General features: G+C 39.5%; 9 protein-coding genes. 5 read left to right on the top strand and 4 right to left on the bottom strand.

Features of this window, described 5'->3' with window-relative positions:
* Positions 1–31: 31 nt before the first annotated feature.
* The 4 genes from GVN20_RS28180 to GVN20_RS28165 form a co-directional block, all read right to left on the bottom strand.
* Positions 32–1,876: a family 16 glycoside hydrolase gene (locus GVN20_RS28180; protein WP_166561545.1), complete on the bottom strand. Its 1,845-nt coding sequence runs from the start codon at positions 1,874–1,876 to the stop codon at positions 32–34.
* Positions 1,877–2,224: 348 nt separating this feature from the next.
* Positions 2,225–3,607, bottom strand: a complete 1,383-nt coding sequence (locus tag GVN20_RS28175; protein ID WP_166561544.1) for a replication initiation protein — start codon at positions 3,605–3,607, stop codon at positions 2,225–2,227.
* Between the two features lie 882 nt (positions 3,608–4,489).
* Positions 4,490–5,437, bottom strand: coding sequence for a hypothetical protein (locus GVN20_RS28170; protein WP_166561543.1), 948 nt, complete (start codon positions 5,435–5,437; stop codon positions 4,490–4,492).
* Between the two features lie 20 nt (positions 5,438–5,457).
* On the bottom strand, positions 5,458–6,399 hold the full coding sequence (locus tag GVN20_RS28165) for a ParA family protein (protein WP_166561542.1): 942 nt from the start codon (positions 6,397–6,399) through the stop codon (positions 5,458–5,460).
* A gap of 969 nt (positions 6,400–7,368) precedes the next feature.
* On the opposite strand from GVN20_RS28165, the gene GVN20_RS28160 reads away from it, so the two are divergent.
* From GVN20_RS28160 to GVN20_RS28140, 5 genes are all read left to right on the top strand, one after another.
* Positions 7,369–10,503: a SusC/RagA family TonB-linked outer membrane protein gene (locus GVN20_RS28160; RefSeq protein ID WP_166561541.1), complete on the top strand. Its 3,135-nt coding sequence runs from the start codon at positions 7,369–7,371 to the stop codon at positions 10,501–10,503.
* A gap of 42 nt (positions 10,504–10,545) precedes the next feature.
* The gene (locus tag GVN20_RS28155) at positions 10,546–12,075 is read left to right on the top strand and encodes a SusD/RagB family nutrient-binding outer membrane lipoprotein (RefSeq protein ID WP_166561540.1); all 1,530 of its coding nucleotides are present in this window, start codon (positions 10,546–10,548) and stop codon (positions 12,073–12,075) included.
* A gap of 262 nt (positions 12,076–12,337) precedes the next feature.
* On the top strand, positions 12,338–12,817 hold the full coding sequence (locus tag GVN20_RS28150) for an ankyrin repeat domain-containing protein (protein WP_166561539.1): 480 nt from the start codon (positions 12,338–12,340) through the stop codon (positions 12,815–12,817).
* 127 nt (positions 12,818–12,944) lie between these two features.
* The gene (locus tag GVN20_RS28145) at positions 12,945–14,138 is read left to right on the top strand and encodes an ATP-binding protein (RefSeq protein ID WP_166561538.1); all 1,194 of its coding nucleotides are present in this window, start codon (positions 12,945–12,947) and stop codon (positions 14,136–14,138) included.
* A 122-nt stretch (positions 14,139–14,260) separates the two neighbouring features.
* On the top strand, positions 14,261–17,384 hold a 3,124-nt coding region (locus GVN20_RS28140; protein WP_166561537.1), incomplete at its 3' end, for a two-component regulator propeller domain-containing protein.

The following is a 17,384-nucleotide window of genomic DNA, read 5'->3' as shown; positions in this document are numbered from 1 at the left end:
TAATTAAAAAGTGATGATTTGCAGACTATTTTTAGAAATGGATGGCATATTTAACCGCCCCGTTAGTTACAGGAACAATCAACTCCTGACCGCCATTCACATTTCTGATTTGCGGTACCACCGATTTGTCGGACATTTGGATAAAATAAGACTTGTTGTTAACTGAGTACAGCCCTTCCGAAATCATTTCAATGTTGGTTCCTTCGGCAACTCTCGCTACTAGGTTTTCGACTGGTTTTGCCAATTTTACTTCGCGTTCAAAATATTTGTTGTCTACAACCGAAAGACGGTCAGTAACGGGCGAGCCGAAAGCAATATAGTTGAAAGTCGGAGCCTCGGCATCATCCAAGGCATATCCTTTAGGTACGTAACCGCTGCCCGTAGTATCTGCCTGCCATGCCGACTGACCATTTACTTTTCCAAGAAACATGTCATTGTTCAAAAGTGTAACACTACCGCGTGGGCGCGACGAACCATCGCCGCGGCTGTGCCACATTGGGGTGGCGTCGAGGAATTCTCCCCGCCAAATTTGCAATAAAGCACCTTTGTCGAGGTCGTAAGTATAATGCAGATTGGCGGGACTTCCCACCGAAACAGCATGAACAATGCGGGTGTTTTTAGCTTCGGGGGTCTTTTTGAAATCCATGAAGCTGCGCATAATTGTATTGGTAGGAGCAGTTACAAGTATCGGATCTACTCCACCACCTGTTGTAACCGAACTGGCGGTACTTAAAGACATCTCTCTAAAGCCAGGACCAGACACCCAAACCGCTAAACCTGGCCGCATATAGCCTTCGGTTTTGCTATTGAAAACTTCAATGGTATGCGCTCCCGCCGTGAGGTTTACTTTTCCTTGACGCATGGAATTTCTTGATTCTGCTGGGATTATATCTTTGCCATCAATTTTGAGGTAAGCATTGCCCGCAGCTTGCAATTTAAAGGTGTATTCACCGTCGGTGGCAGCGGTGTATTTTCCGTTATAAATGTAAGCGAAGTTGTTGTTATCTTTCAAAATTTCCCAAGAAAAGGCTTCCTTTTTACCCGTTTCGGCCACTTTTTGTTTTGAGAAATCTTCATTAGGTGCAAAGGTGCCGTAGTACGTTTTATAAGTAAGGTCGGACAATGTTCCTGGTTTTTTGTCGAAATTGTTAATGACAATATTTTTAATTGCCAACGAACCATGATCTCCCTGAATACGCAACGGACCAGAAGCTACGTCTTCTTTGGTCAGCGAGCCGCGAGTGGGACCACTTACTTCTACGTTTTCGTGAATGGTTACACCGTTCAAAACAATCTTTAGAAACACCGCATTGGCAATTTTTTTTCCTACAGCATCAAAGCGAGGAGCCTGATATGATATTTTGATGTTTTGCCATAAACCGGGCGCTTTTGCTACGTTAAAACGTGGAGCATATCCTTCATACCCTTTTTCACCTTCTGGTTTGGCATCGTTCCAACGCTCATAAATACCGCCATTGTCGTTGTATTTAGCCGTTTTTTTACCCCAACTGTCAAAAAGCTGTACTTCATAGTTCCCTTGTAGATAAATACCAGAATTGGATTCTTTGGTAAGCATAAAATCTAATTCTAGGTCTAAATCTCCGTGTTTGAAATTTGACACAAGCTCATACTCCTGGCCATATTTTCCTTTTTCGTGAATACAGACAAGAATGCCTTTGCCTGGTTTGGATTCTAAAACATTGACTTTGGAAATATCGGCAGTGACATCACCAGCAATGGACCAATTGTTGGCTTTGTTGGTAAAGGCGCTGAGGTCATTGAGAGGGACAGCTGTTTGTGCAAAAACAGATGACGCAACAATCACTCCCGGAACGCAGGCGATAAATTGCGAAAAAATACTTTTGGGTTTGAACATAGAATGGTTATTCAATTGATAATTAATAAATTAATTCGTTTTAGATCAAAAAGTCACCGTTTGATGTAAGATACTAATTGCCCTTTGTTTAGACAATAAAGTTAAGGAAGTTAATGGTGCGGTTTTGAATCCAAACTACAAAAGTAATTCATATTTTGAGATTGATGGAATCTAGTGTGTCTATTCTGGTTGGGATGATGACACGGATTTATTTTACAAGAGAATTTTACATGGACTAATTTTTTGTCATTATATTTTATTGCGTAATTTAGCAGTATATTCCAATATTATAACGGTATTATAACGATATAAAACTATAAAATAAATGATTTAAAGTCGGAAATGTTTTTATCCATCCCATCCTAAAACCCTGAGTTGACTTTTAAGCGATTTCTCTAAAACTTCAAACTCCCTATCCATTTCTTCAAAAAGCGTTTGTCTCGCCTGCTTCACTTTAGAGAAAACCATTCCTTGAACCATCCCCTTTTTCATATTTTCGACAATCGTTTGTCCTGGGTCATAAAAACGGCTGTTTTTGACTGAATTATGTATTTCCGTGCGCAATGTCTCATCTTCGCTCAATATTTTTTCAACCATCCGTTTTTGGGTTTCATAATGCCCCACCTGTAGTTGCTCCAATTCAGCCGCCAAACGCTTCAGCAAATGATGAGTTTGCTTTTGTTGTTCAGCTACCTGTTGTTTTTCATGTTTCGTCTCTTCTACCAAATCAAACAGATTTGATTGAATCATCATTTTCTGTAAGTAACCCATTGGGTTTCGAATCTTCCCTCCTAATGCAATTTGATTTTTAAGCAGAGTTATACGCTGACGAACATGCTCTGGCGAGAATTGAATAAGCCAGTCTTTTACCGTCTGTATATTTACGCCTTTAAATTCCTTGAGTAAACTGAAAATTTCAAGTGCTTCCTGAGACTCCTTGGACACAACTGGCAGTTGTATCATTGAATCAACAATGATATTGCTGGGTAATTCTTCGGTGAAATCAGCATTTCGCTCAATGAAGAAAATAATCGCATAAACCGCCTTACCTTTCTTTTCCTCTTCAAACGTAAAACGGATGTCTGTAAATTCTGAAAGGTCTTCTTGTGCTTTAATGATTACCCTTTGCTTGAAATTGGCGTAAAGTGGGTACTTATCCGATATGTCTAAAATTTCCTTTAACTCTTCAATCGTAAATTTCCGTTTTCCGATTCGTTCGTACTGTTTCAGCAACTCATAGATTCTGATTGAAAACGAACTTTGCAGGCGAAGTATATTTTTAATGTCGTACATCAGAAACTGCGTTTGTAATTGCAGCAAATGAGGTTTCATCTCTGGATGAAATGAAATCTCAATGTATTTCCCAACATTATTGTTTGTAAAGCTTTTTACACCCGCCGCTATATGGGTCAATAGCTCCATTTCACCGTCGGGGGTAGATGCAACGGCCCTGATTTCTCGGCGGGCCAGTTTTTCAGCTCCTTCTTTCAAAAATTTGTATGACTGCTTGTTTTGCTCTAATCCAAAATCACTGATAATTTCTTTCAGATAAATTCGGTAGGGCCTGAAGTCTTCATCATCTTTATGAATCATCGTGAGGGTTTTCGTAAATACCCTCATTTCCCAAATGTCAAAACGATATTTCCCTTCAACCAAGTCGTTTGACTTACGAATTAACCGAACTAAACGAGGTTTTTCAATTTTTGATGACGGTTCAGATTTTTTGGCCATACAGCTCTTTTTTTAGCTTAAAAATAACACCATAATTCGCATAAAATATCAGTTACCCTAATTTTGTTATAGTTTAACCCTAAAAATGTTATAATTGAACCCTAATTTTGTTATAGTTAACCCTAATTTTGTTATAGTTAACCCTAATTTTGTTATAATAAACCTTGTAATACATTGATTTTGAATTAGTTATGGCAACCGAAAGCTTTTAAAAGCTTTTAAAAAGAAAAGAAACATCATCAGCGCTATTGTTGTTGATTTTAAAATTTCTTTTTCTAAATCCAATTTTCTTTTAAGGTAAAAAATTGATTATCAATGACTTAGTTAAAATGTATGAATTTGCCTTTTTTTTTAAAACAAAGACTTCCCGAACCCTAAATTTGTTATAATAACTTTTTTATCCACATACATAACCCCTAAAAAAGTTATAGATATTCAAGGTATTTAAGGCTTTTTCCAGTGATTTTTGATTCGTCAGGTGAGTTTTAGTGTTTTGTTGCTGGTTTTTCTTTATTTTTTTTCATTTAAATAGTTTTTTTCGCCTCTTGTACCCTCATTTGGGGATATTTTCGGTGACGTAAAAAATTAAATAAAGACCCCTAAAAATGTTATATAAATACCCCATTTTTGGGTTATGTTTCTGAACTATGTAAGATAAATCGCCTTCTATTAATGACAATATATATTTATGTAACTTATTGATTATGAGAAAATAATAAACCAACTATTACATTTTTAGGGCTTATTTGGGCACTAACATTTAGAGCTTAATTGACTGGGTGGCCAACATCAAAAAAATGATAAAAGAGGTATAATAAAACAAAAATAGCGAGCGTACTCATTTTGGAGGTACATAGCACCTCACCGACAATAAAAGCTAGCCTACAACAGTGACTGTAAATCAGAAACTAATTTTATAAGTTTATCGCAGGCGTCCTTTCTTCTTTGGGGATTTTTAAGTTTAGTCACGAGAGTACCGATTTCGTTAATCAATACATCGGCTGGGGTTACAGCATTAGTTTGTGTGATTCTTTGCGTTTTGGTAGACATTAGCGTTAATTCAATCTCTTCTAAAGAGTCCAACGGTTTTTCAATATTCTCCGTTTTGGTCAGCTGTTGAATCTGGCTTTTATTAATTTTTGTGATACCCGCCAAAATAGAAAGCTTCAACTGCGGGCTAAGTTTTTCCATACCTTCAGCAAATTCTGCATCTCTTTTTATCGTTGCTTGGCCTACCTTAAACTCCTGTGCGAGTTGCTCCGCAGTAGTCATTTTTTTCTCAGAACTAGCATAAGGATCATTTTGATCTTTATGCTCAGATGGCAAAATATCATAAAGCTCATTTTGAGCCTTATGGTTTGAACGTTCATATTTACCCTTACTCTTACGCAGATTTAAATATTTCATTCCGCGCAAATACGAGGCCTGTTCGGTACTTAAATTCCTTCTTCCAAGTTGGTTATCAATCATAAACCCTTTCACATCTTCGAGGGTGCTGTATGATACTAGATGAATTTGAAAATCAAGGGAATGTTTGACGCAAATATTAAAACGATTATGGCCGTCAATCAGGACGTATACAGGTCTTAGTGAGGCTGAGTTTGGGATGACTACATTTTCAAGAGTGGGCCAGACCAATAGAGCTTCTCGGCAGCCTTCGTTCAAAATATTGATTTCCAGCTGTTTTTTTTCTTCTGCTCCAAGCGGAGGAATTAGTGATTCTAGTTCAGGTAGAACCATTATGTTTTTCTTAATGTCTTCGTGCTGCACAAAGGTGGAGCTTTGAAATATTTTTTGTTCGCCAAGGGAGGATTGATATTTTTTTGCCATTAGAACTAATAGGGAAGAGGTTAACCGATAATTTCTTTTGCCAGATTCATGTAATCTTTTGCGCCGTTGGAACTACCATCGTATCCGAAAATATCTATTTGCGAAATCTGAGACTCTTTCAAAGAAACATTCATCCTGATTTGAGTATTGAATATTTTAAAAGAATTTAGTTGAGAACGCACCTGATCAATAATATCTCGGTGTATATTTAGTCGGTTATCAACCATCGTCAATAATACGCCTTCAATATGAAGCCCGCTATTGAGTCTACGCTGTACTTGAAAAATATGGTCAAATAAACCCTTGACTCCCTTGAGTGCAGATATTTCGGGTTGGAGGGTAATCAGGCAAGAATTGGCCGCAATAAGCGCGCTGGTGGTAAAAACATTGAGTGCTGGCGGACAATCAATCAGTATGTAGTCATATTCACTCAGTTTGGGTGCAATGGCTCTTTGTAATTGCAATTCACTTAGCACCATTCTAATCATCTCACTTTCTCGGCTAGCAAGGGTCAAATCGCTGGGAGATAAATCAAAATTGGGAGCAATGGAATATACAGGCAGCGGCTCATCGTCAAGAACGGCGTGCATTACCTGCTTATCAGGGCTGTCAATTCCGAGGGCCTGTGATAGATTTCCCTGCGAATCCATGTCTATTACCAGTACTTTATAGCCATGAAGCACCAAGGCTTTTCCCAAATTGAGTGTGGTGGTGGTTTTGCCAACGCCGCCTTTATGGTTTACCACAGCGATTACCTTTGCTTTGGAGCGGTAAAATTCTTTCCATCCATACCCTACCAAAACGGGATAGAGTTTTGTAAGGTGGTCTTGATTCAGTTCGCGTTCGCCGTTTAAAGATTTGGAAAGAGTTCCTTTGGGAATGGCCGCTTCCTTTTCGACTTTTGCCAAAGTCAGCCCTTCCTTGTTTTTGAGGAAGTTTAGTACCTGTTCGCCGGTAATCATACAAATGATTTTGGTGTTTTTTGTGGACAAATATATATATTTTGTCTATAAATGGAGACAATTATGGCTCATTAATCTTAAAAAAACACCCTGTTTTTACAACAAGATAGAGTTTAGGCTACCTACACATACATAAGTCATCGTAATCCCTGATAGTGTTAAGGGAAATCTACTGATTAAGACGGCTTTAACAATTGACATAATTTCTAAGTGTATTCACTTGATTGTATGTGCACCTCCGTTTTCCTTTTTTATGATGGAGTCTTCTCCTTTAGGGGCATCATTTGCCAGCACTGATGATATAAAGAAAAATTAATATTGCTCTTTAGCCTGGGGGGATTGGGTAGAAATTCCCACCTACTTGGCTTTAACACGGCAAGTTAATTTTATAATTATTTCTATATCATTTATAATCATCACATTTATAATCATCACATTTACAGGCAGTACCAGCAGAACAATAAATCATTTATTATGAATGAATCGAGTTTGGGTCATAAGTTAATTCTTACTAAACATTTGAGTAAGTTATATTATAAAAACGTTAATAATTTGTGACGGAAAATTTATTTTACACCAAAAACGAGAATCTCATCTGCGAGTTTTTTGGAATCACACAAATGCTACTAATTTTGCCCATCTTAAAAAATTGTGAATAAAATAGTACTTATCCAAGTAGTACATCATAATCCTGTGAGAGTATAGGGTAGTAGATGTATCAAAGTCTTTAATTAAAGACGGTACTTTCTATGAATGATTTTTTAATAGGAACTTTATCATTAGCTAAAACCCCTTTAATATCAACACCATTTTATCCAAACTTTCAACCTCAACACAGTTGGCCCGTTGCTGATTGCGGCGCTCCAACACCCTTTTCGCACTAACCGTTGCGTAAAGCTAACGCCGTGACTAATCACGGATAAGTTTGTCCTTACCTATTTTCTATTTTTAAATTCTAACACTAAACAAATGCGAAAACAACTATTCCCCTACACGTTGATGAAAAGCAGGAGTCGGTTCATGCTGTTGACCGGTTCAATTCTTTCCTTCGGTGTGTTAACCAGCGCTGGAATCATGGATGCTAATGCAGCGACTCCACCGATTCAGAAGGTTCAGGTAAACGCACAGGAGGTTACTGGAACCGTAACCGATGAAAACGGGTCGCCGCTTCCCGGCGTCAACGTAATTGAGAAAGGAACCACCAATGGTTCACTCACCGATTCAGAAGGTAAATTTAAGCTGTCGGTAAGAAGCGAGAAATCTATTATTTTGTTTTCTTTTATCGGTTATGCTACCCAAGAGATAGAAGTAGGCACTAAAACCTCCTTTTCGATTCGCTTGACTACTGATACCAAAATACTAAGTGAGGTGATTGTGACAGCCTTAGGGGTAAAGCGGGAAGAAAAGTCGTTGGGATATGCTGTTCAAAAGGTTGCTGGTCCTTCATTGCAGACCGTCAAAGGGGTAAGTGTGGGTACTTCACTCACAGGGAGAGTGGCTGGTTTGTGGGTACGAAACAGTACTGAATTTAACCAAATGCCAGCGCTAAGCTTACGTGGTGAGACTCCATTGTTGGTTATTGACGGGGTTCCTTACAACAATATCTCCCTTAATAACATCGCTCAAGACGACATCGAAAGTATTGACGTTTTGAAAGGGCCTACCGCTTCGGCGTTGTACGGTTCTCGCGGGGGGAGTGGGGCCATCATCGTTACTACTAAAAAAGGTTCGGCCAACAAAGGCTTGACGGTGACGGTCAACACCAACAACATGTTCAACGCTGGCTTCTTGATGCTTCCAGAAGTACAGCAGTCGTACAGTGCAGGTATCGGGGGAGTATATGACCCTACCGATTACATCTGGGGCCAAAAGCTCGACATTGGTATTAAAGCAAACCAATGGAATCCCATCACCAAACAGATGGAAATGCAAGAGCTTACGTCAAGAGGAAAGAATAACTTCCGCGACTTTTTGGTGCCAGGGCTGATCACCAACAACAGCATCAGCGTTGCCCAAACGGGTGAAAACGGTAGCTTCCGGACTTCATTGACGCATATTTATAACAAAGGACAATACCCCAATCTAAAATCTGACGCCTTCAACTTCACGTTGGGTGGGGAGATGAAAGTAGGAGATCGTTTTAAACTCTCCAGCCAAATGGGTTACAACAAACGCAATGCTCCGCAAATAACGGGTGCTGGTTACAGCGACCAAGGTTATATGTATAATATCCTGATGTGGATGGGACCAGAGTACAATTTGTCAGAATACAAAGACAACTATTGGTTGATTCCAGATGTACAACAAAACTGGCATTACAAGGCTTGGTATGATAACCCATATCTCATCGCAAACGAAAAATTGTGGGGTGTTTATGAAAATAGGTTGAATGCTAACTTGACAGCTACTTACAAACTTTTTGAGGGAGCCAACTTAATTATTCGTCCTGGTTTTGATATGTACAACAATGACGAAACCAAGCGCAATCCGCCAAACATTCTCTCCAATCGGGGATGGGACACGCCAGGCTTATATGCTATCAACAAACAAACGGGCTGGAGTTTCAACGGCGATGCCTTGCTTACTTATAACAAAACCATTGGTGATTTAGGGATTGACGCACTTGCTGGAGGAGCCATTTATGCTTTAAAAAATAATAACTTGTACAGTGCCACACGAAGTGGTATCTTGATTCCAGGCTATTATTCACTCAACAACTCCGTAGAAAGGCCTAACGTAAGTGTGGCTGCCAGTGCAAAGCAGGTGAATAGTGTATACGGTAAACTTACACTATCTTACAAAAATATGCTTTTCGTGGATGCCACAGGACGTAATGACTGGAGCTCAACTATGCCCCAAAGCTCACGTTCTTATTTCTATCCATCTTTGGGCGGAAGTTTCGTTATCAGTGAGGTGTTGGGTTCATTGCCTTCTTGGCTTGACTTCTGGAAGTTGCGCGGTTCCTGGACGCTTTCAAAGTCGGATTTGGGAATTTATGCTACCAACCAAACGTACAGCACTACGATCGGTACTTGGAATGGCCTCAATGCGGGAAGTTATCCTACCACGATTCGTAACGCCGATAACATCCTACCCGAAACCAACAGGACTTGGGAAATCGGAACCGCCGCTTATTTCCTGAAAAAACGCTTGAAATTGGATATTGCCTACTTTAATAAGTACAATTATAACCGCCAGACCAATGCCAATATTTCTTCAGCTTCTGGGTTTGTTAATACATTGATTAACTGGGATGAAACACTCGTAAGAAGAGGGCTTGAAGTGAGTTTAGACGCTACGATTATTAAAAAGAACGACTGGCAGTGGGATGCTGTAGCCAACTATTCTTTTAACCACCGCTATTATAAAGAAATCGCACCAAACTCAGCTAAAAATGCATGGACAGTAGCGGGTGGACGCGTAGATACCTACACAGACCGTGTTTGGTTGACTGATCCAGCGACGGGAAGCCTCATCCACCGCGCCAACGGCTTACCTCTTCTAAGTGATTTTAGCTACTTGCGTGGGTATACTGACCCGAAATTCTTGTGGGGTTTTGCCAATACCATCAAGTATAAGCAATTCAACTTGATGGTGAACTTCGACGGACGCGTCGGGGGTGTGTTGAACAACTATACATCGTACAAAATGTGGGACACTGGCTCGCACCCAGATTCGGATAACCAATGGAGATATGATGAGGTTGTGAATAAAACTAAGTCTTTTACTGGAAATGGGGTTATTGTAAAATCTGGAACTGTTACGTTTGATAGCTTTGGCAAAATTACTAATGATACACGTGTATTTGCCCCTAATGAGGCCAAGGTTTCTTACCAAGATTATTCACGTTCTTACGGAGACGGTACTCGTGGTATTACAGATGCAACTTTCTTTAAATTGAGAGAGGTGTCGTTGGGTTACAACCTTCCCTCACCTGTTGCTAAGTTGCTCGGTGCACGTTCAGGTTCTATCTCTTTAACAGGTCAAAACGTGTGGATGTGGACCAAAGCCTTCCGCTTTGCCGATCCTGATAAAGCGGATGATACGCAGCTTACTTCACCATCGGTTCGCTACATGGGCGGTAACATCACGTTGACGTTCTAATAACACAGAGCTGATTGTTAATCACATCTAAAAGCATTACGTATGAAATTTACTTGGAAAAAATACTTACTTATTGGCGTTGTGGGTCTCTCGATGGGCAGTTGCTCAAAGTTTGAAGAAATCAACACCAACCCCAATGCCGCGACCAAAGCGTCGGCACCACTGCTTGCTACTACACTCATCCTTGATATTTCGAGAAATTCGCTCGGAAGCATCGGGTCAATGATGAATGGCAAGTCTATCATCCGGATGGAATTCCCCGAAAACGCGCAGTACAATTACCTAGGACGCGCAAGTTTTGATGGACTTACGGTACTCAACAACGTTGAGAAAATGATTGAACTTGCCCCCGAAGGTGCCTTCAAAAACTCCTATACGGCATTGGGGAAATTCGTGAAAGCGTACAAATTCTTCTGGTTGTCAATGCAGGTGGGCGATATTCCTTATGCAGAGGCATTATTGGGAGAAAAAGGAACATTGAACCCTAAATACTCGACCCAAAAGGAAGTAATGGCAGGGGTACTCAATGAACTCGAAGAGGCAGATAAACTTTTTGCCGCGGGTATCAAATTCGACGGTGATCCTATTTACGGTGGCGACATCACTAAATGGAGAAAGTTTGTAAACACCTTTGAACTTCAGGTTTTGCTCCATTTGTATCGTAAAACTGGGGAGGCTGATTTAAAAGTCAAAGAGCGATTCAATACGATCGTAACCAGCAAGCCGATTTTTGAGAGCAATGCCGATAATTTTCAGTTGGTGTATGCCGACCTTGCCGGGCAACGCTATCCTTTCTATAAACTGGGTAACACGACGCGTCTGTACACCATGATGACAAATGTGGTTGTGGATAAACTGAAAGATTTGAACGACTATCGTTTGTTCTACTACGCCGATCCCTCACCAGTGAAAATAGCCAAAGGGGCGGCAGTAGATAGCTGGGATTCTTACTTAGGTTTCGACCCTTCCATGGTCTATGCAGAGTTGACGACCATTTTTGGAGGCAAAGATTATTCTAACGTAAACAGCCGCTATTTGGAGCTTGCCAATGCCGAGCCAGTGTATGTACTGAGTTATGCCATGTTGAAATTTATGTTGGCTGAAGGAGCCGTCCGTGGCTGGATTACGAGTTCGGCAAGTACTCACTACACCGATGGTATCAAGGCAAGTATGAAGTTTACGGCTGGATACACCCCCGATAATGTGCTTTTCCATCACAATCGCAAAATGACTGATGCCTATATTGATTCATACGTTGCTTCGGACAAAGTAAAACTGAAGACGACGGCAGGTGAACAAGTGCAGCTTGAGCAGATTATTACGCAGCGTTACTTGAGTACATTCATGCTTCACGCACCGTTTGATGCCTTCTTTGAAAACCGTCGTACTGGTTTTCCAGTGTTTCCGGTTAACCCCAAATCAAACTTGAACGTACCAGCAGATAAATTACCAGTTCGGTGGCAGTACCCGCAAAAGGAACTTGATTACAACACCGCCAACGTAAATAGTGCCATCCAGTCGCAGTATGCAGGTAGCGACGATTTTAACAAAACCATGTGGATTCTTCAATAATTAAGTAAGTATCCTCAAAGTGAAAGGCTCGTGTGTAACCCACACGGGCCTTTATTTTTTTTAAAGGTTGAGCTGGATAAACGCCCACTTTTCAGTTTTGAAAAGATTAGTAAATGTTAAATCGAGTTCATTTATAGACCAGATACTTTTACAAATTGTAAACATTTAGTAATTTGAGCCATAACTAAACGCCTTATATATTACCCTTGTGTAATCATACTTTAACAGTTCAGAAAATCTTTACTCCAAATAGAAACTTGTTATGACAGCTTTAATGAATGCCATCAATAAAAATAACTTTTCACTCGTTGAACAACTCATTCAAAATGGCGCGGATGTCAATGAGTTGGATGCAAATCAGGATGCTCCCTTGGTCATTGCAGCTTATAAGGGATATAACCAAATAGTTAAATTACTATTAGAGTCTGGTGCTGATGTGAGTGCCGTTGACCCAGGTATGAAAGCCACGGCTTTACACGCCGCTGCCTATGCTGGCCGAACAGAAGCGGCTAAACTCTTGATAGAATATAAAATTGACATCAATAAGCAAGGCCCTTACAATGGTTATACCGCCCTACACGATGCAATTTGGCAGGATAACGTTGAAATTGTTAAATTACTGTTGGCCGCCAATGCAGATTTGAGTCTTCTTTCGCACGATGGAAAATCTCCTCTAGATTTTGCCAAATCCAAAAATCGCAAGGAAATTGTAAACCTCATCCAAACCAAACTAGGGAAGTAATTTCAATTGCTTACCTAAATCGTAAGTTCAGAGGTGTTCGTTAATAATTCTATTAGATAGAATACACTCTATTTTGCATATTAAATTGTGCAAAATAAAATTATATTTGCATATTAAATTATGCAAAATGGAGGTTTTATTAGAAACATCAGAGCGCTTATCGAAATTTACGACCGATTCTTTTAGGCGGGGGCTTTACCAGAAAATCAATTGGGAAAATCGTTTAATTGGCATTAAAGGCGCACGCGGAACGGGCAAAACTACCCTAATGCTCCAGCGGATGAAATCATTAGGAAAATCCAGCACCGAGGCGGCGTATTTTACCCTAGACGATTTGTATTTTACCACCCATTCGTTGGTTGAAACAGCCGCTGAATTCAGAAGAAAAGGTGGAAAAATATTATTTCTGGACGAGGTACATAAATACCCAAACTGGGCCACTCACCTCAAAAACCTCTATGATTTATACCCTGATTTACAACTTATTTTTACTGGGTCTTCCATTGTAGATATTTCCCGGCAGGAAGTTGATTTGAGCCGGCGGGTACTGATGTATGAGTTGCCAGGATTGTCGTATCGCGAATACTTGGCCTTTGAGGGAATTGTGACGATTGAAGCGCTACCGCTGCCCTTACTCCTTTCGGAAAATCAGGATTGGAAGCCTTTTTTCCCTGCTGGATTTAAGCCATTACAGTATTTTGAAGCGTATCTTAGTTCAGGCTATTATCCATTTTTTAGGGAAGACAAATCAGGATATAGGCACCGAATCCAGCAATTGATTCGGATGATTGTGGAATATGACATGGCTGAGCTAAAAGATTTTGATATTCGCAACGCCAAAAAAATACTTCAACTCCTCTATGTTTTGGCCGAAAACGTTCCTTTTAAACCTAATTTGTCAGAATTGGCCGATAAAAGCGGTATTCATCGCAACTCAGTCAATAATTATTTGCATTATCTGGAACAAGCCAAATTGATAAAGTTGCTATACCGAGGCGGAACGGGAATGGTGGCTTTGCAAAAACCCGAAAAAATTTACTTAGAAAATACCAATTTAGCCTACGCTTTATCGCTTCAAAAACCAGATACGGGAAACCTTCGTGAGACCTTTTTTTTGAATCAAGTAGGCTATGGGCATTCGGTGCAAGAATCGGCCGTGAGTGATTTTTTGGTGGAAGGTTTGTATACGTTTGAAGTAGGAGGCAAACACAAGGGCAAAAAACAAATTGAGGGAATTCAAAAGGCTTATTTGGTAAAAGATGATGTTGAATCTGGGTTTGGGACAAACTTGCCACTTTGGTTGTTTGGATTTCTATACTGATATACGGGCGTAAGAAAAGTTACTACTTAGTCTTTTGATAATGGTTGCACCGGATGAATCAATAAAAGGGGTACATTTATCAGAGCCAAAACCATGGAAGTTCGTATTTGAAGGAGGTCAAGATGAAAAATATTTTATATATAGTTCTTCTAGTTTTGGGAGTCCACTATTCCTTTGGACAGCAAAAAGAATATAACTTCATCAATTTTAGTAGTAAAAATGGGCTGGCTTCAAATACCGTAAATGCCATCATAAAAGATAAATATGGCTTTATGTGGTTTGGGACCGAAGACGGCTTAAATAAATTTGATGGACATAATTTTACGGTATATCGACATCGAGAAAATGATTCAACAAGTATAGGAAGAGGGGCTGTGATGGCGATGTTGGAAGATAAAGAAGGCAATCTATGGATTGGTACCAACATTACGCTATCCGTTTACAATAGAAGTTTAAATAATTTTATCAATTACGATTTTACTAAAATTGGTTGGATACGGAGTTTATGCGCCGACCATAACGGCAATATTTGGGTAGGAACCTATAGTGGCCTTTTTTATTTTAATACCAAAACCCACAAAATAAACGCTTATAAAGTTGACCCAACGGATGATAGAGCATTAAACTCTGAGATGATTCTTTGTGTATTTGAGGATAGCAAAAGCAATGTTTGGGTCGGAACAAAAGTTGGACTACATCTATTTAACCCTAAAGATGGAAGTTTTAAAAGATTTCTTCACAATAAAGAGAATTCATATACCATTTCAGACAACACCGTTAGGACCATAGCTGAAGATAAATATGGAAACCTATGGATAGGAACATCTGAAGGGGGCTTAAATAGGATGAATGCACAAAGCCAAACTTTTACCCACTTCAAAAATAGCAAGTCCGATAAAAACACATTGAGCAACAACAGTATCTTCAAAATTTTATTTGACAATACAGATAAATTATGGGTTGGAACCGAGGATGGACTCAATATTTTTGACCCTAACAATGGGAAAGTCCAAAGAGTAAAAAGCTCAATATCAGGGAAATATAGTGCAATGGGTGGCTTCGTTGGCCGCTCTGTCAGGGATATTTACTTAGATAATTGTGGGATTTATTGGATTAGTACCCTCCAAGGCGGCGTAAATAAATATGATGTTAACCTGGCATTTTTCAATCATAAACAGTTTAATCCATCCGATGCAAATGGACTGACTGCGGGTTCGATTACCTCATTTGCCGAAAGTCCATCGGGGGATATTTACGTGGGTACCGACGGTGGTGGACTCAATAACTTCAATAAAAAAACAGGCTTCATTAAACACTTTTCTCTCAACAAATCAAAAGAGAATGGAGAGGTTATTTTGGCTTTGGAGCCGTCGGGCAATGAGCTTTGGGTAGGTACGTACCTCGACGGCCTGTATGCGGTAAACACAACCACAAATACCGTAAGGAATTTTGCTATCAGTAAAAGTAAAACCGATTTTTCTAATATCCCCATCAACTGCTTAAAAGCTGACCGTCAAGGAAATATCTGGATTGGTACAAACGGAAACGGGATATATGTTTACCATCCAAAAACGGGAGAGTTGCTTCATTTTGATAAAATATTGCCTCTAAATGGTGGGCGAAATCTATTTTTAAACGGATATATTACTACTATTGAAGAAGATAAACAGGGCAAACTGTGGTTCGGTTCAAACGGCTCGGGGATTGCAGTATTTGACCCTATGCAGAAAACGTTTGTTGTCTTAAATCACGGTAACAGCAAACTTCCTTTAGATAGGGTTTTGAGCATTTATTGCAGCAAATTAGGGCATATTTGGGTAGGTGTATTTGGAGGGGGACTATGTTTGTATAATCCTAAAAATAAGGAATTTAGCCAGTACAGTGAAGAACAGTTGCTTTCAAACGGAGTGATTTATAAAATTCTGGAAGATGAATTTGGTAAATTATGGGTAAGCACCAATAAGGGCATAAGTACTTTCGACCCTAAAAAAAGCATATTCAAGAATTACACCTATCATAATGGCATACAGCAAAGTACTTTTAATGTGGGGGCAGGGCTAAAAACAAGCTCGGGTGAAATGTATTTTGGCGGGCTTGACGGCTTTAATTACTTCTACCCAAAAATGCTTTACCAAAACAAGAATGTACCGCCAATTGTCATTACAGATTTGAAAATCAATAACAAAAGCGCTAATCCAATTGACAATTCAGAAATCACCGACTATATATCTGTTGCCAAAGAGATTAATTTGAGCTACCGACAAAACTTTTCATTAGATTTTGTGGCGTTGAATTATACCGCCCCGCACGAAAGTCAATATTCATACATGCTGGAAGGTTTTGACAAAGAATGGAATAATGTAGGCTCCGTTACCACGGCCGTTTACACCAACTTAGACCCTGGAAAGTACACGTTCAGATTAAAAGCTAAAAGCGAAGATGGCTCTTGGTATTCTCCCGAAAAAACCATCGCTATTGTCGTAAATCCACCTTTTTGGCGCACTTACTATGCTTATTTTATCTATTTGGCCATCTTAATGACCGCACTATGGGCCATACGAAGACGAGGAATACAGAAATTGAGAAATGAATTTGCTTTGGAGCAAGAACGCCTTGAAGTAAAGCATTTAATAGAAAAAGAACGAAATGATGCCGAACGAAAAATGGAGTTGGAACAGGTGAAAATAAAATTCCTGACCAATTTGAGCCATGAATTAAAGACGCCACTCACGCTTGTTTTAAATCCCATCGAGAGTCTGTTGTTTCAGGAAAAAAGCATTGAAAAACTGGACACTCTGAATCTAATCAACAGAAACGCAAAACGACTCTTGAACCTTGTAAACCAATTACTTGATTTTCGTAAAATAGAAGACAATGAGCTGAAGTTAAACCTTGCCGAAGATGACCTTGTATCCTTTGCAAAGGAGATTGTAGACTCATTTAGATACATTTCGGAGCGAAAAAATATTCAGCTTGATTTTAAAAGCGCCTTTAATGAGTATCATACAATATTTGATAAGGAAAAGCTAGAGCGTATCCTACTCAATTTGCTCTCCAATGCAATTAAATTTACCAATGAAGAAGGCAATGTCTATTTTAGGATTGATGCCGAGGCCGAAAATGGGATAAAACTAACCATTGAGGATACTGGAATAGGGATGCCAACTGATATGTTGGAAAAAATCTTTGACCGGTTTTATCAAATCAACACCACCCCAAACATCCTCAATCAAGGTAGCGGTATTG

This window comes from Runella sp. CRIBMP (assembly GCF_009905605.1).
Lineage (GTDB): Bacteria > Bacteroidota > Bacteroidia > Cytophagales > Spirosomataceae > Runella.
This window is presented reverse-complemented; position numbering and strand designations above follow the sequence as displayed.